A 25,773-nucleotide genomic window follows, 5' to 3' on the forward strand; every position below is an offset into this window, starting at 1 on the left:
CTCACCCCTTCTTCTCGGGCGAGGCCGGGGCGAAAGCCGGCATCGCGTCCGCACCGGTCAGGACCGGCTCGGAAATGGTCGCCGGGATCGGCAGCGGCGTCTCCTTCAAGCCCACGAACGGCAGGATCACCAGGAAGAAGAGGAAGTAGTAGGCCGTGAACAGCCGCGTCAGCCACAGGTAGGAGTTCAGGTTGCCGTCCAGCAGAACCACGCCGCCCAACCCCGGAATGACCGGCGCGTCCGGAAGCTGACCACCGCACCAGCCCAAGCCCACGCCGACCACCAGGAAGATGAAGAAGAAGGTCCGCATGGTCGGGCGATACCGCATCGACCGCACCTTGGACGTATCCAGCCAGGGCAGGACGAACAGCACGCCGATGGCGCTGAACATCGCCACCACGCCGCCGAACTTGTCCGGAATGGCGCGCAGGATGGCGTAGAAGGGCAGCATGTACCACTCGGGCACGATGTGCGCCGGCGTCTGCAGCGGATTGGCCGGGATATAGTTGTCGGCGTGGCCCAGGGCGTTCGGCTGATAGAAGACGAAGATCGCGAACAGCAGAAGGAACAGGATGATCGCGAACCCGTCCTTAAGCGTGAAATAGGGGTGGAAGGGCAACATGTCCTTCTTCGTCCGATCCTTGGGGATCAGGATGCCGACCGGATTGTTCTGACCCGCCGAGTGGAGCGCCCACAGGTGCAGCACGACGCAGCCCAGTATGGCGAAGGGCAGCAGATAGTGGAGCGAGAAGAAGCGGTTCAGCGTCGCATTGTCGATCGCCGGTCCGCCGCGCAGCCAGATCAGGATCGGCTCGCCGATCACCGGGATGGCCCCGATCAGATTGGTGATCACCTCGGCGCCCCAGAAGGACATCTGGCCCCAGGGCAGGACGTAACCCAGGAAGGCCGTCGCGATCATCAGGAAGAAGATCACGCAGCCGATGATCCAGATCATCTCGCGCGGCGCCTTGTACGAGCCGTAGTACAGCCCCCGCAGCATGTGCAGATAGACGGCGATGAAGAACATCGACGCGCCGTTGGCGTGCACATAGCGGATCAGCCAGCCGCCGTTGACGTCGCGCATGATCCGCTCGACCGAGGCGAAGGCCAGGTCGACGTGCGGCGTATAGTGCATGGCCAGAACAATGCCGGTGACGATCTGCGTCATCAGACACAGGGCCAGGATGCCGCCGAAGGTCCACCAGTAGTTCAGGTTTCTGGGTGTCGGCAGCGACATGTAGTCTGCGCCGAAGCGGATGATCGGCAGCCGGGTGTCCAGCCACTTCTCGACGCCCGTCTTAGGGACGTAGGTGGATTCGTGTTCGCTCATTTCCTCCCCCTGGCCCTCACCCGATCTTGACGCGAGTGTCGGACGCAAATTCATAGTCGGGCACCACCAGGTTCAGAGGCGCGGGCCCCTTCCTGATCCGCCCGGAGGCATCATAGTGCGAACCGTGGCAGGGGCAGAACCAGCCGCCGTAGTCGCCGGCGCCAAAGGTCGGCACGCAGCCCAGGTGGGTGCAGGATCCGACCACGACCAGATATTTCTCGTGGCCTGGCTTGGTGCGCTCGGCGTCCGTCTGGGGCTGTTTCAGGTCCGATGCGTGATCGTCGGCGATGACGCGCTGCAGTTCGGCCGGAGTGCGATAGCGCACGAAGACCGGCTTGCCCTGCCATTTGATCACGACCTGCTGGCCTTCCTGCACCTTGGTCAGATCGAACTCGATCGAAGCCAGGGCCAGGGTGTCGGCGGCGGGGTTCATCTGGTTGATCAGCGGCCAGGCGATCATCGCCCCGGCGCCGACCGCAGCGGCGCCCGCTGCGATATGGATGAAGTCGCGGCGATTCGGATCGCCCTCGCCTTCCGGAATCACACCCGTCTCGGCCACGTTTCACCTCTCGAAAACCGCCGGGACCGCCTGTATTGGCGCTCCTCTTTTGCGGCACGAACCCTAAAAGCGAGACCCAGTATCACCCTCGGTCTGTATTTGCGGCCTAAGGCCGCAAGTCGCTGACGCTTCTTGCGAAACGTTCGCAGACAGACCGCGACAAACCCCCAGGCCGCGTATATCTAGGGATTAGAATGCGTCTCGCTCTTTTTCAACCGGACATTCCTCAGAACGTCGGCGCCTGCATCCGGCTGTCGGCCTGTTTCGGGGTGGAACTGCACGTCGTGGAGCCTACGGGCTTTCGGTTCGACGACCGCGCCATGAAGCGAGCGGCGCTCGACTATGGTCCTTTGTCGCACATGACCCGGCACGCCGACTGGGATGCGTTTCAGCGCGACCGCCCCGCCGGCCGACTGATTCTGTTCACCACCCGCGGCGCGACGCCCCTGTCCGATTTCGTCTTTCACCCCGACGACACGCTTCTGTTTGGCAAGGAAACATCCGGCGCGCCGGACTATGTCCACGCCGCCGTCGACGCCCGCGTGGTGATTCCGCTGCGTCCTGAAGCGCGTTCGCTGAACCTGTCGGTCACCGCAGGCATCGCCCTGTGGGAGGGGCTGCGCCAGACGGGCGGGATCGGCTAGAGGGCGATCGTCCGCTCGATCCGTATGGCGTCCAGAAAGTCGGCGTCATGACTGACCACGATCAGGGCGCCGTCATAGGCCCGCAGCGCGACTTCCACGGCGGCGACCGAGTCGAGATCGAGATGATTGGTCGGCTCGTCCAGAATAAGCAGTTGCGGCGGCGCCGCCCCTGTCATGACGCAGGCCAGGGCCGCCCGCAGCCGCTCGCCGCCCGACAGCGCGCCGACTTCGCGATGCGCCGCTACATTCCGGAACAGGAACCGCGCCAGCGCCGCCTGGGCGTCGTTGACCGAGCCCTCAGGATTGAGCCGTCGCCAGGCCTCGACCAAGGTTTCATCCGGTTTCAGGATCGTAGCCTCCTGATCCAGCAGCACCGCTCGACACGGCCGCTCCACTCGCCCGGTCGTCGGTTCCAGCGCCCCATGGATCAGTCGCAGCAGGGTCGTCTTGCCGGCCCCGTTCGGCCCTGTGATCGCGACCCGTTCCGGCCCCGTCAGCCGCAGGCTGACCGGCCCCACCACAGTGCGCCCCTGCGGCGTCTCCCAGGTCGCATCGTCCAGCACCAGCAAGGTCCGGCCAGACGCCAGGCCGCTCGATGGCATGGGGATCGACAGGGCGCGGGTGCGCTCCACCCGCTCGCGCGCCGACGCCAGGGCCGCCTCCGCCTCCGCGGCTTGCCGCGCCGCCAGGAGCCGGTCGCCGGCGCCGCTGTTCTCGGCCCGCTCCGCCCTCGCGCCGATCAGGATCTTCGGCATGTCGCCCTTGGCGCCCTTGCGCCGTCCGGCTGCGTCGCGCCGCGCCTTCATCTCCGTGCGACGCTGGGCGTCCGCGCCCACGCGAGCGGCCGTCCGTTCGGCGCCGGCCAGATCGCGTTCCGCCGCCGCCCGCTCGGTCGCCTTGCGCTCAGCGAAGAGGTCGTAGTTTCCGCCGTATACGGTCACGCCCAGACCAGAGACCTCGACGATCCGGTCCATGCGCCGCAGCAGATCGCGGTCATGGCTCACCACCACGGCCCCGCCGTCCCAGCGGCCCAGCACCTCGGCGACCCGTCGCCGCGCCTCGACATCCAGATGATTGGTCGGCTCGTCCAGCAGGATCAGGTCCGGCCGCGCCAGCAGCAGGCCGGCGACCCGCAGCCGGGTCTGTTCGCCGCCGCTCAGACTGATCGTCGCCCGGTCCATGGCCAGGTCCGCCAGCCCGACCTCGGCCAGAATCTCGGCGATCCGCAGTTCCAGCGTCCAGTCGGCGTTCGCGAGATCTTCTGCGTCGCCCTCGCCGGCCAGCACGCGTTCGATTACCGCCAGGGCTTCGCCGACGCCCAGCGTTTGGGCGACCGTCTCGCCCAGCGCAGGATCATGGCGCTGATCCAGCACGCCGATCGTCCCGACGCGCGTCACCGCGCCCTCGGCCGGCGACAGGTCGCCCGAGATCAAGCGCAACAGGGTGCTCTTGCCCGCGCCGTTGCGACCGACGACGCCGGTGCGCTCAGGCTCGAACGTCAGGCTCAGATTGTCGAAAAGCGTGACGCCGGCGGGCGTTCTAGCGGCGACCTTGTCGAGAGTCGCGAGCGCGGACGGGAACGCGCTTCGGCTTGGGCTGGTTGGCATGGAGGATCACGAGCAGAATGGCGGACAGGGCGGAACCGGTTGCCAGTGCGATGATCATGATCTTCGAGCCTCCTGCTCAAAACTCGTCAGAGACAAGAGGATGGGTCGTATTTGTGCGATGTGCAAGTCCGCGTCGCCCCTGAAGCGAACACGGCCGCGTGAACCCTCCCTTCCAGGGTGGACCGTCGGTCCAGTAGCGATCTGCTCGCCAGACCGCTAGGACGGCTCCATGGAAAGCCGTTTCCGCATCGAAGACCCCGCCGGCGCCGCCGCGCGCCGCGAAGCCGCCGTCCAGCGTTTGCGCGACGAGACCGGCATAGACGAGGCGATGATCGACGCCCTGGTCGAGACCTTCTACGCCCGCGTCCGCGACGACCGTCTGATCGGTCCGATCTTCGCCGACCGCATCACGGACTGGGGTCCGCATCTGGGCCAGATGAAGTTGTTCTGGTCGTCGGTCGCCCTGTCGACCGGCGTCTATCAGGGCCGGCCGATGCCGAAACACCTGCCCCTGCCCATCGACGCCCGCCATTTCGATCGCTGGCAGGAGGTTTTCGCCGAGACGGCCCGCGACCTTTGCCCGCCCGTCGCCGCCGACCACTTCATCGAACGCGCCCGCCGCATCGCCGAAAGCCTGGAACTGGGCGTCGCCACCGCCAGCGGGGTGATGCTGGCCAAGGGCGAACGGTTCGTGCGGACTACGCAGGCGTGGACGCCGGAGTAAGTCACCGGGCCTGAGTACGCCAGGCGCCGAAATGTTCCCACATTGTTCTTGCTTCAATCGCGCGATTCATCCCCATATAGCGATGTCGCGCCGGACCCGCCCGGCCCTTCCCGCGTTCCCGGACAGCATGACCGAAAAGCACAACTTCATCCGCGTTCGCGGCGCCCGCGAGCATAATCTCAAGGGCGTGGACCTCGATATCCCGCGCGAACAGCTGGTGGTGATGACCGGCCTGTCGGGCTCGGGCAAGTCGTCCCTGGCGTTCGACACCATCTACGCCGAGGGCCAGCGTCGCTATGTCGAGAGCCTGTCGGCCTATGCCCGTCAGTTCCTGGAGCTGATGGGCAAGCCGGACGTGGACCTGATCGAGGGCCTGTCGCCGGCCATCTCCATCGAACAGAAGACGACGTCCAAGAACCCACGCTCGACCGTCGGCACGGTGACCGAGATCCACGACTATATGCGCCTGCTGTGGGCGCGGGTGGGCGTGCCCTATTCGCCCGCCACCGGCCTTCCGATCGAGAGCCAGACCATCAGCCAGATGGTCGACAAGCTGGTCGCCCTGCCGGATGGCGAACGCATCCTGCTGCTGGCCCCCGTCGTTCGGGGCAGGAAGGGCGAGTACAAGAAGGAAATCGCCGAATGGCAGCGCCAGGGCTTCCAGCGGCTGAAGATCGACGGGCAATTCTATCCGATCGACGAAGCCCCGACCCTGGACAAGAAGTTCAAGCACGACATCGACATCGTCGTGGACCGGATCGTCACCAAGCCTGACCAGGAAGCCCGCTACGCCGACAGTCTTCAGACCGCCCTGGGTCTGGCCGACGGCATCGCCAATGCCGAATGGGCCAGCACGGCCGAGGGCGAGACGGCGCCGCGCAGCCTGCTGTTCTCCGAACGGTTCGCCTGTCCGGTGTCAGGCTTCACCATCTCTGAGATCGAGCCGCGGCTGTTCTCGTTCAACAACCCCTTCGGCGCTTGCCCGGTCTGCGACGGCCTGGGGGTCAAACTGGCCTTCGACGCCGACCTGGTGATCCCGGACCGCGACAAGACACTGCACAAGGGCGCGGTCGCCCCTTGGGCGCGCGGTCCCTCGCCCCTCTACACCCAGACGCTTCAGTCGCTCAGCCGCCACTACGGCTTCTCGATGGACGTGGCCTGGCGCGAGCTTCCGGCCCAGGCCCACAAGGCGATCCTTTATGGAACCGGCGCCGAGAAGATCAAGTTCACCTATGACGACAACGCCCGCAAATATGAGGTCTCCAAGCCGTTCGAGGGCGTGCTGCCGAACCTGGAGCGTCGCTGGCGCGAGACCGACAGCGCCTGGGTGCGCGAGGAACTGGCCCGTTATCAGTCCGAAACGCCCTGCGACGCCTGCCACGGCAAACGGCTGAAGCCCGAGGCCCTGGCGGTCAAGGTCGGGGGCCAGGACATCGCCGACGTCTCCACCCTGTCGATCAAGAAGGCCTACGACTGGGTCCAGGCCCTGCCCGAGGCGCTCAGCGATAAGCAGATGGAGATCGGCCGGCGCATCCTGAAGGAGATCGGCGACCGGCTGCGGTTCCTGAACAACGTCGGCCTCGACTATCTGTCACTGTCGCGCGCCTCCGGCACCCTGTCGGGCGGCGAGAGCCAGCGCATCCGTCTGGCGTCGCAGATCGGCTCCGGCCTGACCGGCGTCCTCTATGTTCTGGACGAACCCTCCATCGGCCTGCACCAGCGCGACAACACCCGCCTGCTGGAAAGCCTGAAGGGACTGCGCGACCTGGGCAATTCGGTCCTGGTGGTCGAGCATGACGAGGAAGCCATTCTGACCGCCGACTATGTCATCGACATGGGCCCGGCCGCCGGCGTCCACGGCGGCGAGGTCTGCGCCGAGGGCACGCCGGCCCAGGTCATGGCCAATCCGAAATCGCTGACGGGCAAATACCTGACCGGCGAACGCGAGATCGAAATCCCCGCCGACGGCCGACGGCCGATCGACCGCAAGCGGATGCTGAAGATCAGCGGCGCCAGCGGCAATAATCTGAAGAGCGTCACGGGTGAAATCCCCGTCGGCGTCTTCACCTGCATCACCGGCGTGTCCGGCGGCGGCAAGTCCACCTTCACCATCGAGACCCTGTACAAGGCCGCCGCGCGCCGCCTGAACAATGCGTCGGAAGCCCCCGCCCCCTTCGACCGGATCGAGGGGCTGGAGCATTTCGACAAGGTCATCGACATCGACCAGTCGCCCATCGGCCGCACCCCGCGCTCGAACCCGGCCACCTACACCGGCGCCTTCGGCCCGATCCGCGACTGGTACGCCGGCCTGCCGGAATCAAAGGCGCGCGGCTACGGCCCCGGCCGGTTCAGCTTCAACGTCAAGGGCGGCCGCTGCGAGGCCTGCCAGGGCGACGGCGTCATCAAGATCGAGATGCACTTCCTGCCCGACGTCTATGTCACCTGCGACGTCTGCAAGGGCAAACGCTACAATCGCGAGACGCTGGAGATCGTGTTCAAGGGCAAGTCCATCTCGGACGTGCTGGACATGACGGTCGAGGAGGCCGCGACCTTCTTCAAGGCCGTGCCGCCGATCCGCGACAAGATGCTGACGCTGGAACGGGTGGGCCTGGGCTACGTCAAGGTCGGCCAGCCGGCGACCACCCTGTCGGGTGGCGAGGCCCAGCGGGTCAAGCTGTCCAAGGAACTGTCGAAACGGGCCACGGGCCGCACCCTCTACATCCTCGACGAGCCGACCACCGGCCTGCACTTCGAGGATACGAGAAAGCTGCTGGAAGTGCTGCAGGAACTGGTCGAGGCCGGCAACACCATCGTGGTGATCGAGCACAATCTGGATGTCATCAAGGTCGCCGACTACCTGCTCGACTTCGGCCCCGAAGGCGGCGACGGCGGCGGCGAGATCGTCGCGGTCGGCACGCCGGAACAGGTGGCGGACAACGCCGCCAGCTGGACCGGCAAATACCTCAAGGAGGTGCTGGACCGGCACGAGACCCGCCGCAAGGCGCGGGTCGCGACGCTTGGTGGGTCGGTGGGTGAACCTGTGAAGAAGAAGCGGGTGAAGGCGTCGGCCTGACGCCTTCACCGCCGGTTTGCGGGTCGGTTCAGCGGTCCCGCAGACCCTGCCACGCCGCCGAGAAGGGCGCATAGAGCACCGCCAGCTGCAGGGCGGAGATCAGGGCGTTGACCACGGACCAGACCAGGATGGCGGGCCAGGCGCGCGCCAGGACATCCAGGGTGGACAGGCCGTCCATGCCCGCCAGAACAGAGATGCCGCCGGTCGCAAGATCCGTGCCCGCGCTGATGATCGTGCCAAGAATGCTGACGATCAGGCTCATGATCACGGCGATGATCGTCATGCCCAGCAGGGGCCAGAACTGGCCGTTGGTGGCCTTGAACGACTCGAACAGGGTGAACTTGCGCCGGTCGATCGTCATCGGCACGGCCAGGCAGAGCTTGATCGAAAGCCAGATCACGAGAGCCGCTGCGGCCAGGCCCAGGATCAAGGCGAGCAGATACATGACCGCCTGACCCGAGGCGACCCCGAGGCCGAACACGGTCACGACGATGGCGGAAAGCACCCCGCACAAAAGCCCGACGATCACCCCGATCGCCAGCGTGACCGCAAACACCCGAACCTCGTCCATGCCCAACCGCAGATAGCCCCAGGCGTTCTCGGCGGGCCGCAGCACCGACCGCGCCACGGCGGCGCTGAGCACAGCCCCGATCACCAGGCCCAGGGGCGCCAACCAGACGAGCAGGCCCATATAGGCCTGCCCCAGGGCCATCATCTCCTCAGGCGACGGATCGGACGACTGTTCCAGCGTTTGGGCCGAGGCCATGATCGCGGCCCATTGGCCGGCGCCCAGACCGAAGGTCGCCACATACAGGACCAGATAGGCCAGGCCCCAGATCAGGGCTGTCACCGGATGGCGACGCACCACCCGAAATCCTTCGAACGCCGCGTCGGTGGCGGAAAAGCTCATGCTGCACTCCAGATCAGATTGGCGCGATCCTAGACCATCGTGTCGGCCGCGTCGCCCGCCGAGGTGGCGGCGGGCGACGTCGCTGCGGCGAACATGGCGCCGGACGGCCCATCCAGAAGCTGACGGCAGGCGGAGGCGAAGGGCGCGCTGAGCAGGGTCATGACCGCCCCATAAACAAAGCCGCCGGGCACAAGCATCAGCCCGGCCACCGTCGCCAACACCGGCGGCGATGGAAACAGCTCGCCCAGGGTGGCGGGAGGCGACTGGGCCGTGATGTCCGCGAGAACACCGCTGGCGAACAGGGCGACGATCACGACAAAGGCCAGGACGAAATAGACGACCAGATAGACCAGCCAGGTGCAGACCAGCAGGCCCAGCAACGGCAGGGTCCGGCGCTTGCCCAGCGTCCAGCCTTCGACGAAGGCGAACCGCTTCAGCATTATCGTCGCCGGGGCGATCAGGGACAAACGCGCCATGGCCACGGCGACCGCCGCGATCAGGGTGATTGTCAAAACAACAGCCAAAAGCCCCTCAACTGTTTCCAATAGAGGCTTGGGACCCAAATAGTTCGTCAAGAACAACAGGGCACTTAACCCGCCCCAAAAGAGAACAAGAAAAAAGACGACGATATATGGCCCCAGAAACAAGGCCAAAGCTACCACCGCCAGACGCAGTTCATCTATCCCGATCCGCATGAAGAAATACCGGTCCAGCCGTCCGATCATCAGCGTCGCCCGCATGGTCGCGGCCCAGATGACCACCGCCAACAGCATCTGGCCGACATTCAGCAGCATGGACACGCCTTGAAACGCGATCATCTGCCCTAACATCTCGGGCGGCGGCTCGGCGCCTTCGCCCAGCGGCAGGTTGGCCAGGGTGCCGAACATCAGGGCCGCGCCCCCCAGGCTATAAGCCATCATCACAAAACCCCAGACGAAGACCGCCAGCGGATGCCGCCGGATGACCCGACCCGGCGTCGCCATGGCCTCGCCGATGGAAAATGTCTCAGTCATGGGGGGCTCCTTGCGGTGTCCAGTACTCGAGTCTGCGATAGGCCGCACCCAGGAAAGCCAGCGCCAGGGGCGCCTCGAACGCGGAGATCACCACCGCCCACACGATCCACGTCGCCACGCCGGATGGCAGGCCCGCCCCCGTCAGGATCAGCAGTCCCAGGATCGGCAGGCCCACGACCACGATCAGTCCGCCCAGCAACGGCCAGAAACTGCCCTGGGCGATCCCCATACTGTTCAGGGACACCATGTGTCCGCGCCCCAGGGTGGCCGGGGCGAACAGCGACAGGCGCACGACCATCACCAGCACGCCGTAGAAGGCCAGCAGGGTCACGACCGCCAGCAGGACCAGTTTCCAGATCGGCCCCACCGCCGCCCAGTCCCGCAGGCGGATCGCCTCGGGGTTCAGCTCGGCCATGCCGAACACGGCCAGCAGCACCAGGGCCACGACCGACAGGATCATGGCCATGAAGACCGAACACAGCAGGGCGGCGCCCAGCAGGCGCAGTTCAGGCAAACCCAGTTGCAGACCCGCCGCCCCCAGGCCCAGCCGCCGGGCGTCGTTTCGGTCGTCGCTGACCGCCGTGCGCGCCAGGGCGCCGATCAGGATGAGGCCGGCGACCAACGCCGCCGCCGCCCAAACCCAGCCCAGGACGCCAACCATGAAGGGTCGCACGGCCCACACAAGGGCGCAGACCGCCATGGCGCCCCAGGCCCAACGCCACGCCCTGGCCAGGCCGACGACCGACGCCTTCAGCGCCTCGCCCAGCCGCAATCGCCTGTCGTTCGTCACGATCATCGCCCCATATCCCCGCCTCAGACATAGCAGGGGATCATGACATCACGCCAGACGACCGCTAGAAGGCCGCGATGACTGCTTCCCCCTCTCCTTCCCCTATTCACGTCATCGGCGGCGGCCTCGCCGGCTCGGAGGCCGCCTGGCAGATCGCCCAGGCCGGCGTGTCCGTGATCCTGCACGAGATGCGCGGCGTGCCCGGCGTGAAGACCGACGCTCACCAGACCGACGGCCTGGCCGAACTGGTCTGCTCCAACTCCTTCCGGTCGGACGATTGGGAATACAACGCCGTCGGCCTGCTGCACGCCGAGATGCGGGCGCTGGACTCGATCATCATGGCCTGTGGCGACGTCAATCAGGTGCCGGCAGGCGGCGCCCTGGCCGTGGACCGCGACGCCTTCTCCGCCGCCGTGACGGCGAAGCTGGCGGCCCACCCGCTGATCACCATCGTCCGCGAAGAGATCGCCGGCCTGCCGCCGCAGGAGTGGGACAATGTCATCGTCGCCACTGGCCCCCTGACCTCGCCCGCCCTGGCCGAGGCCATCCTGAAGGCGACGGGCGAGGAAAGCCTCAGCTTCTTCGACGCCATCGCCCCCATCGTCCATGCCGACAGCATCGATTTCGACATCGCCTGGCGTCAGTCGCGCTATGACAAGGAAGGCCCGGGCGGAGACGCCGCCGCCTACGTCAACTGCCCGATGGACAAGCCCCAGTACGAGGCCTTCATCGACGCCCTGCTGAACAGCCCCAAGGCCGAGTTCAAGGACTGGGAGCACGTGCCCTATTTCGACGGCTGCCTGCCGATCGAGGTCATGGCCGAACGCGGCCGCGAGACCCTGCGCCATGGGCCGATGAAGCCGGTCGGCCTGACCAACCCGCGCGACCCACAGGTTAAGTCATACGCTATCGTCCAACTGCGGCAGGACAATGCGCTGGGTACGTTGTTCAACATGGTCGGCTTCCAGACCAAGCTGAAGCACGGCGTCCAGGCCGAGGTCTTCCGCATGATCCCTGGCCTCCAGAACGCCCAGTTCGCGCGTCTGGGCGGCCTGCACCGCAACACCTATCTGAACAGCCCCCAGCTGCTGGACAAGCAGTTGCGGCTCAAGGCCATGCCCCGCCTACGCTTCGCCGGCCAGGTGACCGGGGTCGAAGGCTATGTCGAAAGCGCCGCCATGGGCCTGCTGACCGGCCGCCTCGCCGCCGCCCAGGCTCTGGGCCGCGATGTGTCCGCGCCCCCGCCCGAGACCGCCATGGGCGCCCTGGTCGAGCACATCACCGGCGGACACCTGGAAGGCTCGAAATTCCAGCCGATGAACATCAACTACGGCCTGCTGCCCCCGCTTGAGGCCCCCAAGGTCGATGAAGACGGCAAACGCATCCACCCGAAGGAACGCGGCCGGGCCAAGAAGCGGCTGCAGAGCATCCGGGCGATGGAAAGCCTGAAGGCCTGGCGGGACGCGGGCTAAACCCGTCCGCGCACCGTCGCCCAGATCAGTCGCAGGCGCTTGACCGGTTCCGGCTCGTCGGGCGTCGTCAGGGCGGCCGAGGCCACGGCCGGGAACCCCTCGGTCGGCAAGCCCTTCAAGGCGGCGTTGGCCTTGGGCCGCGCGGCCTTCGCCTCGTCGGCCCGTCCGACTTGGCCCAGCCCCCGCACCCGCCCGGCCTCGACCACCTTGTCGGCATGACCCGGACCGGCCAGCACCTGGACCGCCGCCTGCATCGGACCGACGTAGAAGGCGTCCAGGTCATGCGGCTCGCCGTGGACGCGGCCGATGTGGGCCTCGATCAGGGCGTCGAGGGGGGCGCGGTCCAGGGCGTGGCGGACGACCAGGTCGGTCAGGGCCTCCAGCACCGGATGGCCCTTGCGGGGGATCCCGGCGAAGACCCCGTCCAGCTGTTCCGCCCACCAAGTGTAGCGCATCTCGGCCAGCAAGGGCTGGGTCACGCGCGCGGGGATCGACATCAGCTCGGCCTCGAAGGCGTAGAGCGTGATCAGATCGGCGCGGGCGCGCGCGTCGGCGACCAGGCGGGTGGACAGCCAGCGGTCCAGATCGGCGGCGCGAACCTGGGCGTCCAGGGTTCCCGCCACCGCCGCCGGATCGGGTTCAGGCGGCACGCGAAACGGCAAAATCGGCCAGGTCTTCCAGGGCCGCGCGCCAGTCCGACGCCGGCAGGACCGAAAGGGCGGCCTTGGCCTGATCGGCGTAGTCGCCGGCCAGATCCAGGGTCGCGCCGATGGCGCCGGAACCAACAACCAGTTCGCGGGCGCGGGCGAAGTCCTCGGGCGTGCGCTCGCCCTTGGTCACGGTCCGCTCCCAGAAATCGTCCTCGCGACCCCGAGTGCGGGCCACCGCCAGCAGCAGCGGCAGGGTGGCCTTGCCCTCGTTGAAGTCGTCGCCGGCGTTCTTGCCGAGGGCCTCGGCGGTCGCGCCATAGTCCAGGGCGTCGTCGGCCAGCTGGAAGGCGATGCCCAGGGCCATGCCGTAGTCGCGCAGGGCGGCGGTCGCGGCGGCGTCTGCCCCGGCGCCCACGGCCCCTGCCTCGGCGGCGGCGGCGAACAGTTCGGCGGTCTTGGCCGAGATGATCTGCAGATAGGTGGCCTGGTCCAGGTTCAGGTCGTGGGCGCGCGTCAGTTGCAGCACCTCGCCTTCCGAGATCACCCGCGACGCCTGGGCCAGGATGCCCAGGGCGCGCATCGAATCGGTCTCGACCATCAGTTCGAAGGCGCGGGCGAACAGGAAGTCGCCGACCAGAACACTGGTGGGCGCGCCCCAGATCAGGTGGGCCGCGACCTTGCCGCGCCGCAGTTCGGAGGCGTCGACGATGTCGTCGTGCAACAGGGTGGCTGTGTGGATGAACTCGACCGCGGCGGCCAGCTTCTTCGGCGACAGGATGTCGCCCTCGGTGCCAGAGGCGCGGGCGGCTGCGACGGTCAGCAGGGGCCGCAGGCGCTTGCCCCCGGCCGAAACCAGGTGTTCGGCCAGTTTGGGGATGATCGGCACATCCGACTGCATCCGATCGATGATCAATGCATCCACCTCGGCCATGTCGGTTCCGGCCAGCCGGACGAGGGCGTTCACATCCCCCTTCGGACGGGGAGAGGCGGCGAGGACTGCGTCCAAGGGATATTCTTTCACACGTCGCGCGACCTGGGCCGCGTCAGGCAATTCCGACCGCGTCCGCTTGCCGGATCGCGATGCCGCGCACAATGGTGATAGGCCCACGGAGGGTCAAGGAGATTGAGGCTTGGACATGGCTCCCGCCGCCCCGGATGTCGTCGAGAACGCTCTTCTGGACGGGCGTGTCCGCCTGCGTCAGCCCGCACGCGGCTATCGGGCGGGCATGGACGCAGCCTTGTTGGCCGCCGCCGTCGCTCCCCGTTCTGGCGACCGCCTGTTCGAGGCGGGCTGCGGCGCCGGGGCCGTGCTGATGCAGATCGCGGCCCGTCATGCCGGAGTTTCGCTGACCGGGCTGGAGCGCGATTCGGTCGCCGCTGGCCTCGCGCGCGAGAATGCCGACCTGAATCAATCTGCTGATCGAATCAGGATTTTCGACGGCGACGTGGCCGACGGGTTCCGTCCTTTGGACCTGCCCCCGTTCGACTGGGCCGTGTCGAACCCGCCCTTCTTCGACGACCCCGGCGCCCTGCGCGCCCCGGCGCCCGGCAAACAGGGCGCCTGGATGGCCGACGACGGCCTGTCCGCCTGGACCGGCCTGCTGCTGAAAGCGGTGCGCGAGGGCGGCCGGATCGTGATCATCCACCGGGCCGACCGTCTGGCGGACCTGCTGACCCTGCTGGGCGAAAAGGCCGGCTCCTTCGCCATCCGCCCGGTCCAGCCCTTCGCCGACGAACCGGCCAAACGCGTGCTGGTCCAAGCGATCAAGACCGGCAAGGCCCCCCTGCGCCTGCTTCCGCCCCTGGTGCTGCACGACCGCTCAGGGGCCAAACACACGCCCGAGGCCGAGGCGATCCTGCGGGGCGAGGCGGCGCTGGGGTGGTAGGGTCTGGCGCCCGCGATCTTCCCCCGCTTGCGGGGGAAGTGTCAGGTCGTGGCGCGTAGCGACACGCCTGACGATGGGGGAAGTCATCTTCTGGACGAGACTTCCCTCTCCGTCGCTGGATCGGCTTCGCCGATCGACGCGACACCTCTCCCGCAAGCGGGAGAGGGTCTATGAAGTTCCCTAAATCAAACCCGCCAGCGGCGAGGACGGATCCGCATACATCCGCTTCGGCATCCGCCCCGCCAGATAGGCGTCACGCCCCGCGATCACCGCATGCTTCATCGCCCGCGCCATGCGGATCGGATCCTTGGCCCCGGCGATTGCGGTGTTCATCAGCACGGCGTCACAGCCCAGCTCCATCGCCCGGGTCGCGTCCGAGGCCGTACCCACCCCGGCGTCCACCAGAACCGGCACCTTGGCCTGTTCGACGATGAGGCGGACATTGACCTCGTTCTGGATGCCCAGGCCTGAGCCGATCGGCGCGGCGGCGGGCATGATGGCGGCGGCCCCGGCGTCTTCCAGCCGCTTGGCCATCACCACGTCGTCGGTGCAATAGACCATGACGTCGAACCCGTCCTTGATCAGCAGGTCCAGCGCCCGCAGCGTCTCGATCATGTCGGGATACAGGTGAGCGGTGTTGGACAGCACCTCCAGCTTGACCAGGCTCCAGCCCCCCGCCTCGCGCGCCAGGCGCAGGGTGCGCACCGCGTCCTCGCCGGTGAAACAGCCGGCGGTGTTGGGCAGGAAGGTGAACCGGTCGGGCTTCACATAGTCGACCAGCATCGGCTGGTTCGGATCGGTCAGGTTCACCCGGCGCACGGCCACGGTCACGATCTCGGCCCCCGCCGCCTCGGCGGCGGCGGCGTTCTGGGCGTAGTCGGCGTATTTGCCGGTGCCCACGATCAGGCGCGAGGTAAAGGTGCGGCCGGCGACGGACCAAGTGGAGTTGGTTGTATCGGTCATGGGTGGTGACCTAATCCTCCCCGGCCACAAGGGAAAGCGCCGTTGCCGCTTTTGATCGGGATCACCCCCCGCCGACGAACTGGACCAGTTCGATCCGGTCTCCCTCGGCCAGGGCGGTGACGGCGTGCAGCGACCGGGGCACGATCTCCAGATTACGCTCGACCGCCACCTTGCGGGGGTCCAGCGCCAGTTCCTGGACCAGGTCCAATATGGTCGCGGCGTAGACTTCGCGTTGATCACCGTTGACTTGAATGCGCATGACGTTAGGTCAACCCGTTTCCACGCTGCGCTTTGACCCGCGCCGCGCCTAAGCTACAAGGCCGCCCCTGAACCGTCAGAGGTCGCCCGATTCCGGAGCCTCGATTCGAGAACCGATGTCCGACACGTCCGTCATCTATGTGCTGAACGGCCCCAATCTCAACCTTCTCGGGGTGAGGGAGCCGGAAATCTATGGTCGCGACACCCTCGCGGACATCGAACAGCGCTGTATGAAGGCCGCGGGCGACGCCCGGATCGTGTTCCGCCAGACCAACCACGAAGGCGTCCTGGTCGACTGGATCCAGGAGGCGCGTGAGAGCGCGCAAGCCCTGATCATCAATCCGGCGGCCTATGGCCACACGTCGGTCGCCCTGCACGACGCATTGAAGACGTTGTCGATCCCGGTGATCGAGCTCCATCTGTCCAATCCGGCGGCGCGCGAGGCGTTCCGTCATCACTCCTATGTGTCGTCCGCGGCGACCGGCGTCATCGCCGGTTTCGGCGCGGTCGGCTATGAACTGGCCGTCCAGGCGGCTCTCACCAAGGTTCGGGAACGCGCCTGAGGGCCGACCCGTTCGCATTCCAAGACGAAAGACAAAGGCGCAACGCAATGGCCGATGACAAGAAACACGCCGAGATCGACGCCGCCCTGGTTCGCCAGCTGGCCGAGATCCTGAACGAAACCGACCTGACCGAGGTCGAGGTCGAGCGCGGCGAGCTGCGCATCCGCGTGGCCCGCGAAATCACCATGCACGCCGCCCCGGTCCAGTACGCCGCCGCCCCCGCTCCGGCCGCTGCGCCCGTGGCCGCCGCTGCGCCGGTCTCCATGCCGTCGGACCCGGCCACCATCGTCGCCCGCGCCGGCGAAGAGGTGAAGTCGCCGATGGTCGGCACCGCCTATCTGCAGGCTTCGCCGGAGGCGCCGCCCTTCGTCCAGCCGGGCGACAAGGTCAAGAAGGGCCAGACCCTGCTGATCGTCGAGGCCATGAAGACCATGAACCCGATCCAGGCCCCGCGCGACGGCGTGGTGGTCGAGATCCTGGTCGGCGACGCCCAGCCGGTCGAGTTCGGCGAGCCCCTCGTCCTGCTGGAAGCCTAAGGCGCCCTGATGTTCACCAAAGTCCTGATCGCCAACCGCGGCGAGATCGCGCTGCGCATCCACCGCGCGTGCAAGGAGATGGGCATCTCCACCGTCGCCGTGCACTCGGAGGCCGACCGCGGCGCCATGTGGGTGCGGCTGGCCGACGAAAGCGTCTGCATCGGCCCCGCCTCGGCGGCCAAGTCGTATCTGAACATCCCCTCGATCATCGCGGCGGCCGAGATCACCGGCGCCCAGGCGATCCACCCCGGTTACGGCTTCCTGTCCGAGAACGCCCGCTTCGCCGAGATCGTCGAGGCCCACGGCATGACCTTCATCGGCCCCAAGCCCGAACATATCCGGGTCATGGGCGACAAGATCAGCGCCAAACAGACCGTCATGGACGCCGGCATCCCGGTGGTTCCCGGCTCCAAGGGCGAGGTCGAGACCGTCGAGGCGGCGATCGAGGCCTCCAAGGCCATCGGCTTCCCCCTGATCGTCAAGGCGGCGGCGGGCGGCGGCGGACGGGGCATGAAGGTGGCCCTGACGGCTGATGATCTGGTCGAGGCGGTGCAGACCGCCCAGTCTGAGGCCAAGGCCGCCTTCGGCAACGGCGCCGTCTATATGGAGCGCTATCTCCAGAAGCCGCGCCACATCGAGATCCAGGTCATCGCCGACAGCCACGGCAATGTCGTGCACCTGGGCGAACGCGACTGCTCGCTGCAACGCCGTCACCAGAAGGTGCTGGAAGAAGCCCCCTCGCCCGCCCTGTCGGCCGAGGGTCGCAAGAAGATCGGCGAGACGGTCAACAAGGCCATCGCCGCCATCGGCTATCTGGGCGTCGGCACCATCGAATTCCTGTGGGAGGACGGCGAGTTCTTCTTCATCGAGATGAACACCCGCCTGCAAGTCGAGCATCCGGTTACGGAAATGATCACCGGCGTCGATCTGGTCCGCGAACAGGTCCGCATCGCCGCCGGCCTGCCCCTGTCCTTCACCCAGGAGGACATCAAGTTCCAGGGCCACGCCATCGAGGTGCGGATCAACGCCGAGAACCCGGAGACCTTCACCCCGTCGCCGGGCAAGATCACCGACTTCCACGCCCCCGGCGGCCTGGGCGTGCGGCTGGATAGCGCCATCTACGCCGGCTATTCGATCCCGCCCTATTACGACAGCCTGATCGGCAAGCTGATCGTCCACGGCCGCGACCGCGAAGAGGCCATCGCCCGCCTGAAGCGGTCGTTGAACGAGATCGTCATCGGCGGCGTCGACACCACCATCCCCCTGTTCCAGAAGCTGTTGCAGGAGCCCGACATCCTGTCCGGCGACTATGACATCCATTGGCTGGAGAAGTGGGCCGCCCGTCAGAAGGGCGACGCCTGACGCCCGCTTGATCAGAGGAACCGGCCCATGCGTATCGCGGTCTTTGCGACCAAGGCCTATGACCGCCGGTTCCTCGATCTCGCCAATGCCGACTTCGGCCACGACCTGAGCTGGTTCGAGGCGAGGCTGGACGAGACCACCGCGCCCCTGGCCGACGGTTTCGACGCCGTCTGCGTCTTCGTCAACGACCGGCTGGACGCCCCCGCCCTGACCCGACTGGCGCAAGGCGGGGTGCGCGCCGTGGCCCTGCGCTGCGCCGGCTATAACAATGTCGATCTGCGCGCCGCCGAGGCCCTGGGCCTGACCGTCATCCGCGTGCCGGCCTATTCGCCCGAGGCGGTGGCGGAGTTCACCCTGGGCCTGCTGCTGGCGATGAACCGCAACATCCCCCGCGCCTCGGCCCGGGTGCGCGAGAACAACTTCGCCCTGGACGGTCTGATCGGCCGCAACCTGTCGGGCCGGGCGGCCGGGGTCGTCGGCACGGGCCGCATCGGCGCCTTGGTTGCGCGGGCGCTGAAACTGGGTTTCGGCTGCGAGGTGCTGGCCCATGATGTGGTCGAGGATCCGGCCCTGACCCAGACCGGCGTCCGCTACGTCGATCGCGAGACCCTGCTGCGCCAGTCCGACATCATCAGCCTGCACTGCCCGCTGACGCCGGACACGCGCCACCTGATCGACGGCCCGACACTGGCGGCGGCGCGGCCGCGGGTGATGATCGTCAACACCAGCCGGGGCGCCCTGATCGACACCCAGGCCCTGATCGACGCGCTGAAGAACCATCGTGTCGGCGGCGTCGCCCTGGACGTCTATGAGCAGGAAGGCGACCTGTTCTTCGAGGACCTGTCGAACGAGATCATTCAGGACGATGTATTCCAGCGCCTGCTGACCTTCCCCAATGTCCTGGTCACAGGCCACCAGGCCTTCCTGACCGAAGAAGCGCTGACAGCCATCGCCGTGACCACCCTGTCGGGCCTGACCGAGATCGAGGCCGGACGCGTCCCCGCCAATCGCGTCACCGCCGACCAGATCCGCCCCGCCCCATGAACGAGCCCGACTACAGCGCCCAAGGGCCTTCCGACGGCTTCGGCCCCGAGGACCTGCTGGGGTGCTACGCCCGGGGCGTGTTCCCGATGGCCGATTCGCGCGACGATCCGCGCGTCTTCATCATCGAGCCCGAGCAGCGCGGCGTCATCCCCCTGGACGGCTTCCACATCCCCACACGCCTGCGCCGCACCGTGCGCGGCGAACCGTTCGAGGTGCGGATCGACACCGCCTTCGAGGCCGTGCTGGACGGCTGCGCGGCGGCCCAGGGGCCCGAGCGCGAGGACACCTGGATCAACGCGCCGATCCGGCGCCTGTACGCCGCCCTGTTCGCCCAGGGCTTCGTCCATTCGGTCGAATGCTGGAAGGACGAGCGGCTGGCCGGCGGCCTTTACGGCGTCTCCGTGGGCGGCGCCTTCTTCGGCGAGAGCATGTTCAGCCGCGAACGCGACGCCTCCAAGGTGGCGCTGGTCCATCTGGTCGCGCGCCTGAGAAAAGGCGGCTGGACCCTGCTGGACGCCCAGTTCCTGACCGACCACCTCAGCCAGTTCGGCGCGGTGGAGACGCCCCAGGCGGCCTATCTGCGACGGCTGAAACCCGCGTTGAAGGGGACGGTGGACGAGACCGTCCTGATCGCGCCGATGACGGGGGCCGAGGCGGTGGACTGGGCCTTAAGACCGGCCTGAAGCCCTGTCCGGACAAGATGGGCGCGGTGTCCGGACAAGGCCGGGCTGGCTTGCCCGAGAATGCGGCGCCTTGTTGGGCCCATGCCCAAGACCCCATCGCCCCCGACCTCCGCCCTGAATGAAGCCCGCGAAATTGGGAGCGTCCTGCTCGGCGCCCTGGTCCTGGCGAGCTTGATCCGGATTCTGCTGTTTCAGCCCTTCACCATTCCCTCGTCCTCGATGGAGCCCGGCCTGGTCACCGGCGACTATATCGTCGTGTCCAAATACGCCTATGGCTGGAGCCGGGCCTCCCTGCCCTTCAACCTTCCGGTCTGGAGGGGCCGCCTGTTCGAGCGGCCGGCGGCGCGGGGCGACGTCGTCGTCTTCCGCCTGCCGCGTGATCCGGAACAGGTCTGGATCAAACGGGTGATCGGCCTGCCCGGCGATAGGGTTCAGGTCCGGGCCGGACAGGTCTTCGTGAACGGCCGCGCCATAGACCAGACCCGGCAGAGCATCGTCCGCGACCATGACGCGCCCCAGCGGAGCGTGCTGGAAGTCCGCGAAACCCTGGCCGGCGGCAAGACCTATGTCACCTACGACGGCGGCCCCGATCAGGCCGGCGACGACACGTCGGTCTATCGGGTCCCAGCGGGTCAGTATTTCATGATGGGCGATAATCGCGACAACTCGCTGGACAGCCGCTGGCCGTCCGCCATCGGCGTCGGCCTGCTGCCGGCCGCGAATATCGTCGGTCGGGCCGAGATCGTCGTGGCGTCCTGGAAACCCGGCGCCGGCCTGTTCAAGCCCTGGACCTGGCTGAACCTTCAGTGGGGTCGGTTCCTGGCCCCTGTCCGCTAGCGGGCGCGAAACTCGTCGAAGCGGATCACGCCGTCATGGTTGCGGTCCAGGCGGTCGAAGTCGGCTTTGCTCGGCGCGACGGACTGGGCCAGCGAAGGCGCGGCCGCCGCCCCCAGCGCCAGGCCGGCCACGGCGGCGGCCAGCAGCGGACGCCATCCCATGCCAACCGACGGCCGGGCTTCAGCGGATCGGTCGAGCTCGGCCTCTATGAAGCTGCGGATCGCGTCGCTGGCCGTGCGGCCTTCGGCGCGGCACCGGCTCATAAAGGCCGTCTTGGTCACATAGGGCAGGCGAACCTCGACCGTTTCGCTCTTTTTCGGCGGTCTTTGTCGGTTCATCTCGCCCTCCATGGCGACGGTCTAGTTCTTACAGCCCACCACCCAGGCGTCGTAATTGGGATTCTGAAGCCCGCTGACGGCCGGGGACGAGGCGAACATCCAGCCGCGGTAGATCTGGCGCGGTTCGGCCGGCTGGTTGGCGCCGCGCGATTGCAGCGAGACATCGACGTAGGCGATAGCGTCTTCGGTCAGTTCGTCAGGCGTCGAGACTTCGCAGGCTCGGACGCTGAAGATCAGGTTGCGGTTGAAGCGGACCGGACGGCCGCCGACTTCGACCTCGAACTTCATGGTCTCGGCTGTGGTCTTGTCGATAGCCTGGATGACGGCGAACTTGCGCCGCTGGCGGCGAGCGGGCGTGGCCGGCTGTTCGATGGCCTTTTCGACCACCGGCTTTTCGGAGGCGGCTTCTTCCTCGGCCTTTTCCGCGACGGCCTCATCCTCGGCGATGACGACGGAGGGCGGCGGCGTCACCGCCACCGGCGTCCGGGGCGCGGGTGCGGCGGCCGGGGCGGTCTCGGTCGGCGCATTGGCGGGTTGGGCCGGCGTGGTGCGCAGGATGTCGCCGATGGGATCCTGGACCGGACGGGCCTCGCGCGGCGAGTCCTGAAGGACGCTGGCGGTCACCGCCCCGGCGCTGAGCGCCGCGACGACGGCCGCCCCGCCCAGCAGGAGCCGATTCGGTCTCACTCGGGCGTCCAGGCCTGATAGTCGCCGGTCGCGGCGGGGCGTTTGGCCTCGGCGGCCAAAGAGCCTTGCGGACGCCAGGCCATCGGGGTGCCGGTGAAATTCGGCAGGTGATCCTTCTCCCACGCGCGGCGCGGCAGAGGCGCCTCGGTGGGCGGCAGGTCGAAGGTGTAGCGCAGCCAGCCGTGCCAATCGGCCGGCACCTTGGACGCGTCGGCATAGCCTTCGTACACGACCCAGCGGCGCTTGCGGCCGTCGTAGCTCGAGTTGTCCTTGGCCTCGTAATATTTGTTGCCGATCTCGTCGGTCCCGACGAAACGGCCGCGCTTGGCGATCGTGAAGAGGGTGCCGATCGTGGCCCCGTTCCACCAGGCGAAAATCTTGTTCAGCACGTCGTCAAAACCCACGCGAAATTCCCGCAGAAAAAGAGCCTGCGGCCGGAGCGGATCATAGGAACACTCGCCCCCTTCGTCCAGCAGACACGTTCGCAGAAGCGGGAAAAGCAGTCGGCATGAACCGTCTTGCAGAACTCGGGCTCCGCGATCTGACGCGCCGCCCGCCGAAACGCCTCCACGACCACCATCCGTCGGAGCCCTGTCGCCCCCTAACCCAAAGCTGATCCGATCAGGCTCTTCAGGCGATAGGCGGCGACGATCCGGGCGGTCCTGGCCTGGGTGGCGGCAGCGGCGGCGGCCGTGGCTTCGCGCTCGGCGTTCAGCAGGTCGATCTGGGGTTTCAGTCCGACGCGGACTTCATGTCGAACGCTGGCCAGGGCCTGGACCGCGGCCGCGCTTTGTTCGTCGGACGCCTGGGCCACCAGTTCGGCGGTGTGAATGTCCTGCCAGGCGGCGAGAACCTGTTCCTCCAGGCCCATGCGGGCGGCGCGCAGCCGGGCGGAGGCGGCGCGGACATCGGCGCTGGTCTCGGCGATCTTGCCGGACGTCAGGCCGCCGCTGAACAGAGTCCAGCGGCCGCGGATTCCCACGGTCGCGCTGTCGGCGCGATAGTCCGGAAAGAACTGGTCACGAACCGAGCCCGCCTCGACGAAGGCGCTGACGGTCGGCAGGCGTTCGCCGCGCGCGGCGCGGGCGGCGGCCTCGGCCGCCTCGAGATCGGCCCGCGCCTGACGCAGGGCGGGGCTGCCGCCCATGGCGATCGCCATCGCATCGTCGAGTGAGCCGGGCAGAGGCGGATTGGGTGGAATCGGTTGCAGATCAACCGGCTCGAGGCCGGTCAGATTGCGGTAACGGGCGCGGGCGGAAACCTGCATTCCCTCCGCGCGGGCCAGGTCGGCGCGGGCCTCGGCGGCGCGCGACGCGGCCTGGGCGACGTCGGTGCTGGGGGTTTCGCCGGTCCGGAAGCGCTCGCGCGCCTGTCGCTCGATTTCCACCGTCTGGCCCGCCAGCTCGCGATACAGCCTCAACACGTCGCTGGCGGCGAGCATATCGCCATAGGCCTGAACCACCGCCAGGACGACCTGCCCCTGAACGGCGTCGCCGCCGGCCTCGGCTGCAGCCATGCCTGCGCGCGCTTGCGCGATCCCCGCCGCCGCGCGTCCCCCGGTGAACAGGGGCTGTTCGAGCGTCAACTGGGCCGCCCGAGGCGTGACGTCCGCCGCGCCCAGACCGAAGAACGCCTTCGGATCAAGCCGGCCCTGACCGACCGTCCCGCTGAGGCTCAGCGAAGGCGCTCGCGCTGAGCGCGCCTGCTGCAACCGGCCTTTCGCGGCGTCGGCGCCGGCGTCGGCCTCGGCGATTTCGGGCGCATGGGCGATAGCGGCGGCGATGGCCTCCTCCAGCGTCGTCGCCTGCGCCAGACCGGGTGCGGCCAGGAACAGGACCAAGGCCCAGGGCGCAGCGTGGCGCAGGCTCATCGGAAGGCGTTCCCCGGACGCAGACCCAGCGCCTTGAACACCATGGCCGCCGGGCAGAAGCCGGTGAAACCGGACTGGATCATGTTCAGCCCTGCGAAGACGGTCAGGGCGATCCACCAGGGATGGACGGCGTAGGACAAGGCCACGCCCGCCAGCACGACGCATCCGGCGAAGATCACGACAGCACGATCAAGGTTCATCGGTAGGCTCCAGATTTAGAGGGAGGGGGTCACATGCGAAGCTTGCGGATGCCCATGATGTGCATCGCCAGCCGCTCGTAGGAGGGTTCGCTTTCGCCCCTGCGCACCTTGCGCAGGAAATATTTCTCGAAGCCGACCTTGGCTAGGTGGACCCATTTGCCGCTCGCGGCCCAGTTGACGTTGCGCGGCGGAATTTGCGGCTGGGCCACGAAGGCGACGCCGCCGTCCCCGAAGTCCGCCAGACAGACGGCGTTCCAGGTCGCCTCGGCCTCGGGCGTCTCGCCAGCGATCAGGGCGGCCAGATTGGCGGCGACGGCGGTGACCATGCTTTCGATCATGAAACCGGTCTTGGGCACCCCAACGGGAACAGGCGTCGGGCCGGTCGGGGCGATGGCGACACAGACGCCCAGAGCGAAGATCTCCGGGAAGGCGGGATTGCGCTGATGCTTGTCGATCAGGATGAAGCCGCGCGGATTGGTCAGGCCCGGGATGTCGCGGACCGCAGGCACGCCTCGGAACGCCGGCAGCATCATCGAATAGCCGAAGGGCAGTTGATGGGTCTTGGCGACAGCGCCGTCCTCGGCGATCTCCTCGACGTGCATCAGGCCCGGCTCGACCTTGGCGACACGGGCGTTGGTGATCCACTTGATGTGCCGCTCGCGCAGCTTGCTTTCCATCAGGGACTTGGTGTCCCCGACGCCGTCGAGGCCGAGGTGGCCGATATAGGGTTCGGCGGTGACGAAGGTCATCGGCGCCCGATCCCGGATTTTGCGCCGTCGCAGCTCGGTATCCAGGATCAGTGCGAACTCATAGGCCGGGCCGTAGCAGGACGCGCCCTGGACGGCGCCGACGACGATGGGGCCGGGGTTCTCCACATAGGCGTCGAACATGTTGGCGGCGTGCGAGGCGTGCGACGTCTGGCAGACTGACACCGTGTAGCCATCCGGCCCCAGCCCTTCGATTTCATCGAAGGCCAGATCGGGGCCTGTCGCAATTACGAGATAATCGTAATCGACACTGTCGCCGTTGTGTAACTCGACCCGTTTTTCTGCAGCGTGAAGCCGTTTCGCCCCCACCGCCGTGAAGCCGATCTTCTTGCGGGCGAAAATCGGCGGCAGATGAACCTGAATCTCCTCCGGCTCCCGCCAGCGAACAGCGACCCAAGGGTTTGATGGAACGAAAGAATAAGTCTCCGACTCGGCGATCATCATCACCTCGGCGCGCCCCTTGACGGCCGCTCTTATCTCATAGGCGGCGATTGTGCCGCCCAGTCCGGCGCCGATGATCACAATTTTGGGCTTGGCCATGTTTCCCTCCAGAAGGCGTTTCCATCGCCCTTATGTGCTTGACCGAATATAATGATTACATGATATACACAATAATAAAAGTATGACACCGCGTTCGGCGGGTCCATGGAGGTCGAAAATGTTCGGATTTGGAAAGCCCAAGGCCCATCGGGAGATCGGCCCGGCCGATCTGAAAACCATGCTCGCCCAGGATCAGGTCCTGCTGGTCGATGTGCGGGAAGCGGGCGAGTTCGCCGCCGAGCATATCGCGGGCGCCGTGAACCTGCCGCTCTCGTCCTTCGACCCCGCCCGCCTTCCCCAGGCGGACGGAAAGACGGTCGTCCTCCAATGCGCGGGCGGAAAGCGGTCGGGCATGGCGCTGGAACGCTGCGCCAAGGCCCAGGCTGCGATCGATACGCACCTGGCGGGCGGACTCGGGGCCTGGAAGTCGGCGGGCCTTCCGGTCGAGCGCGGCTGACGTGCGATTG

General features: G+C 67.3%; 28 protein-coding genes. 12 read left to right on the forward strand and 16 right to left on the reverse strand.

The annotated features are described in order from the left end of the window. Position 1: 1 nt before the first annotated feature. Both GYM46_RS01725 and petA read right to left on the reverse strand, forming a co-directional pair. Positions 2–1,330, reverse strand: a complete 1,329-nt coding sequence (locus GYM46_RS01725) for a cytochrome b (protein ID WP_008258896.1) — start codon at positions 1,328–1,330, stop codon at positions 2–4. A gap of 16 nt (positions 1,331–1,346) precedes the next feature. Continuing rightward, a complete protein-coding gene (gene petA / locus GYM46_RS01730; protein ID WP_008260246.1) occupies positions 1,347–1,889 on the reverse strand; it encodes a ubiquinol-cytochrome c reductase iron-sulfur subunit in 543 nt (180 codons plus the stop codon). A gap of 194 nt (positions 1,890–2,083) precedes the next feature. Between petA and GYM46_RS01735 the strand changes: the two genes are divergently transcribed. Further along, entirely contained in the window at positions 2,084–2,533 is a 450-nt protein-coding gene (locus GYM46_RS01735) for a tRNA (cytidine(34)-2'-O)-methyltransferase (protein WP_008261133.1), read from the forward strand. Here the strand turns inward: GYM46_RS01735 and GYM46_RS01740 are convergent. Beyond that, positions 2,530–4,140, reverse strand: coding sequence for an ABC-F family ATP-binding cassette domain-containing protein (locus GYM46_RS01740; RefSeq protein WP_008262941.1), 1,611 nt, complete (start codon positions 4,138–4,140; stop codon positions 2,530–2,532). The two genes, GYM46_RS01735 and GYM46_RS01740, sit on opposite strands and share 4 nt — an antisense overlap. Before the next feature lie 229 nt (positions 4,141–4,369). On the opposite strand from GYM46_RS01740, the gene GYM46_RS01745 reads away from it, so the two are divergent. Beyond that, positions 4,370–4,864: a group III truncated hemoglobin gene (locus GYM46_RS01745; protein WP_008260352.1), complete on the forward strand. Its 495-nt coding sequence runs from the start codon at positions 4,370–4,372 to the stop codon at positions 4,862–4,864. Between the two features lie 127 nt (positions 4,865–4,991). Further along, positions 4,992–7,937, forward strand: a complete 2,946-nt coding sequence (gene uvrA / locus GYM46_RS01750) for an excinuclease ABC subunit UvrA (RefSeq protein ID WP_008262110.1) — start codon at positions 4,992–4,994, stop codon at positions 7,935–7,937. Positions 7,938–7,965: 28 nt separating this feature from the next. Here the strand turns inward: uvrA and GYM46_RS01755 are convergent, their stop codons facing one another. The 3 genes from GYM46_RS01755 to GYM46_RS01765 are packed head-to-tail and all read right to left on the reverse strand — an operon-like array spanning position 7,966 to position 10,656. After that, the gene (locus GYM46_RS01755; protein ID WP_008259866.1) at positions 7,966–8,847 is read right to left on the reverse strand and encodes a hypothetical protein; all 882 of its coding nucleotides are present in this window, start codon (positions 8,845–8,847) and stop codon (positions 7,966–7,968) included. Between the two features lie 29 nt (positions 8,848–8,876). Then, the gene (locus tag GYM46_RS01760; RefSeq protein ID WP_008260448.1) at positions 8,877–9,860 is read right to left on the reverse strand and encodes a hypothetical protein; all 984 of its coding nucleotides are present in this window, start codon (positions 9,858–9,860) and stop codon (positions 8,877–8,879) included. Then, positions 9,853–10,656: a hypothetical protein gene (locus GYM46_RS01765; protein WP_008262343.1), complete on the reverse strand. Its 804-nt coding sequence runs from the start codon at positions 10,654–10,656 to the stop codon at positions 9,853–9,855. The genes GYM46_RS01760 and GYM46_RS01765 overlap by 8 nt, the downstream gene beginning before the upstream one ends. Positions 10,657–10,727: 71 nt before the next feature. On the opposite strand from GYM46_RS01765, the gene trmFO reads away from it, so the two are divergent. Beyond that, a complete protein-coding gene (gene trmFO / locus GYM46_RS01770; RefSeq protein ID WP_008262591.1) occupies positions 10,728–12,122 on the forward strand; it encodes a methylenetetrahydrofolate--tRNA-(uracil(54)-C(5))-methyltransferase (FADH(2)-oxidizing) TrmFO in 1,395 nt (464 codons plus the stop codon). Here the strand turns inward: trmFO and GYM46_RS01775 are convergent. Beyond that, positions 12,119–12,772 carry a squalene/phytoene synthase family protein gene (locus tag GYM46_RS01775; RefSeq protein ID WP_008260651.1) on the reverse strand — a complete coding sequence of 218 codons (654 nt, stop codon included), beginning with the start codon at positions 12,770–12,772 and terminating at the stop codon, positions 12,119–12,121. The two genes, trmFO and GYM46_RS01775, sit on opposite strands and share 4 nt — an antisense overlap. Further along, positions 12,762–13,778, reverse strand: coding sequence for a polyprenyl synthetase family protein (locus tag GYM46_RS01780; RefSeq protein WP_156796409.1), 1,017 nt, complete (start codon positions 13,776–13,778; stop codon positions 12,762–12,764). The genes GYM46_RS01775 and GYM46_RS01780 overlap by 11 nt, the downstream gene beginning before the upstream one ends. 130 nt (positions 13,779–13,908) lie before the next feature. On the opposite strand from GYM46_RS01780, the gene GYM46_RS01785 reads away from it, so the two are divergent. Beyond that, positions 13,909–14,658: a tRNA1(Val) (adenine(37)-N6)-methyltransferase gene (locus GYM46_RS01785; protein ID WP_008259558.1), complete on the forward strand. Its 750-nt coding sequence runs from the start codon at positions 13,909–13,911 to the stop codon at positions 14,656–14,658. Between the two features lie 180 nt (positions 14,659–14,838). Here the strand turns inward: GYM46_RS01785 and GYM46_RS01790 are convergent, their stop codons facing one another. Together GYM46_RS01790 and thiS are read right to left on the reverse strand one after the other, a co-directional pair. Then, a complete protein-coding gene (locus GYM46_RS01790; protein ID WP_008259767.1) occupies positions 14,839–15,621 on the reverse strand; it encodes a HisA/HisF-related TIM barrel protein in 783 nt (260 codons plus the stop codon). Between the two features lie 61 nt (positions 15,622–15,682). After that, on the reverse strand, positions 15,683–15,880 hold the full coding sequence (gene thiS, locus GYM46_RS01795; protein WP_008263357.1) for a sulfur carrier protein ThiS: 198 nt from the start codon (positions 15,878–15,880) through the stop codon (positions 15,683–15,685). Between the two features lie 115 nt (positions 15,881–15,995). Between thiS and aroQ the strand changes: the two genes are divergently transcribed. The 6 genes from aroQ to lepB all read left to right on the forward strand — a co-directional run bounded on the left by aroQ (position 15,996) and on the right by lepB (position 20,904). Continuing rightward, positions 15,996–16,442: a type II 3-dehydroquinate dehydratase gene (gene aroQ / locus GYM46_RS01800; protein WP_008260693.1), complete on the forward strand. Its 447-nt coding sequence runs from the start codon at positions 15,996–15,998 to the stop codon at positions 16,440–16,442. A gap of 47 nt (positions 16,443–16,489) precedes the next feature. After that, the gene (gene accB, locus GYM46_RS01805; RefSeq protein WP_008260433.1) at positions 16,490–16,978 is read left to right on the forward strand and encodes an acetyl-CoA carboxylase biotin carboxyl carrier protein; all 489 of its coding nucleotides are present in this window, start codon (positions 16,490–16,492) and stop codon (positions 16,976–16,978) included. A 9-nt stretch (positions 16,979–16,987) separates the two neighbouring features. After that, positions 16,988–18,340: an acetyl-CoA carboxylase biotin carboxylase subunit gene (gene accC, locus GYM46_RS01810; RefSeq protein WP_008263785.1), complete on the forward strand. Its 1,353-nt coding sequence runs from the start codon at positions 16,988–16,990 to the stop codon at positions 18,338–18,340. 27 nt (positions 18,341–18,367) lie between these two features. Continuing rightward, positions 18,368–19,384: a 2-hydroxyacid dehydrogenase gene (locus tag GYM46_RS01815; protein ID WP_008258939.1), complete on the forward strand. Its 1,017-nt coding sequence runs from the start codon at positions 18,368–18,370 to the stop codon at positions 19,382–19,384. Then, positions 19,381–20,067, forward strand: a complete 687-nt coding sequence (aat, locus tag GYM46_RS01820) for a leucyl/phenylalanyl-tRNA--protein transferase (protein ID WP_008261491.1) — start codon at positions 19,381–19,383, stop codon at positions 20,065–20,067. Before GYM46_RS01815 ends, aat begins: the two co-directional genes overlap by 4 nt. Before the next feature lie 81 nt (positions 20,068–20,148). Continuing rightward, positions 20,149–20,904 (forward strand): signal peptidase I, encoded by a 756-nt coding sequence (gene lepB / locus GYM46_RS01825; RefSeq protein ID WP_008261214.1) that lies wholly within the window; start codon positions 20,149–20,151, stop codon positions 20,902–20,904. On the opposite strand, the gene GYM46_RS01830 is transcribed toward lepB, so the two are convergent. From GYM46_RS01830 to GYM46_RS01855, 6 genes are all read right to left on the reverse strand, one after another. Then, positions 20,901–21,242: a hypothetical protein gene (locus tag GYM46_RS01830; protein ID WP_035305262.1), complete on the reverse strand. Its 342-nt coding sequence runs from the start codon at positions 21,240–21,242 to the stop codon at positions 20,901–20,903. The genes lepB and GYM46_RS01830 overlap by 4 nt on opposite strands. A 21-nt stretch (positions 21,243–21,263) precedes the next feature. Further along, positions 21,264–21,929, reverse strand: a complete 666-nt coding sequence (locus tag GYM46_RS01835; protein WP_008260685.1) for a DUF2155 domain-containing protein — start codon at positions 21,927–21,929, stop codon at positions 21,264–21,266. Then, the gene (locus GYM46_RS01840) at positions 21,926–22,318 is read right to left on the reverse strand and encodes an NADH:ubiquinone oxidoreductase subunit NDUFA12 (RefSeq protein ID WP_035305092.1); all 393 of its coding nucleotides are present in this window, start codon (positions 22,316–22,318) and stop codon (positions 21,926–21,928) included. Before GYM46_RS01840 ends, GYM46_RS01835 begins: the two co-directional genes overlap by 4 nt. A 212-nt stretch (positions 22,319–22,530) precedes the next feature. Then, a complete protein-coding gene (locus GYM46_RS01845) occupies positions 22,531–23,799 on the reverse strand; it encodes a TolC family protein (RefSeq protein ID WP_008258841.1) in 1,269 nt (422 codons plus the stop codon). Then, on the reverse strand, positions 23,796–23,999 hold the full coding sequence (locus GYM46_RS01850) for a YgaP family membrane protein (protein ID WP_008259227.1): 204 nt from the start codon (positions 23,997–23,999) through the stop codon (positions 23,796–23,798). Before GYM46_RS01850 ends, GYM46_RS01845 begins: the two co-directional genes overlap by 4 nt. Before the next feature lie 29 nt (positions 24,000–24,028). Further along, the gene (locus GYM46_RS01855; protein ID WP_008258713.1) at positions 24,029–25,306 is read right to left on the reverse strand and encodes an NAD(P)/FAD-dependent oxidoreductase; all 1,278 of its coding nucleotides are present in this window, start codon (positions 25,304–25,306) and stop codon (positions 24,029–24,031) included. Positions 25,307–25,424: 118 nt separating this feature from the next. Between GYM46_RS01855 and GYM46_RS01860 the strand changes: the two genes are divergently transcribed. Then, positions 25,425–25,763: a rhodanese-like domain-containing protein gene (locus tag GYM46_RS01860; protein WP_008261203.1), complete on the forward strand. Its 339-nt coding sequence runs from the start codon at positions 25,425–25,427 to the stop codon at positions 25,761–25,763. Positions 25,764–25,773 lie beyond the last annotated feature (10 nt).

Source organism: Brevundimonas mediterranea, from assembly GCF_011064825.1.
Lineage (GTDB): Bacteria > Pseudomonadota > Alphaproteobacteria > Caulobacterales > Caulobacteraceae > Brevundimonas > Brevundimonas mediterranea_A.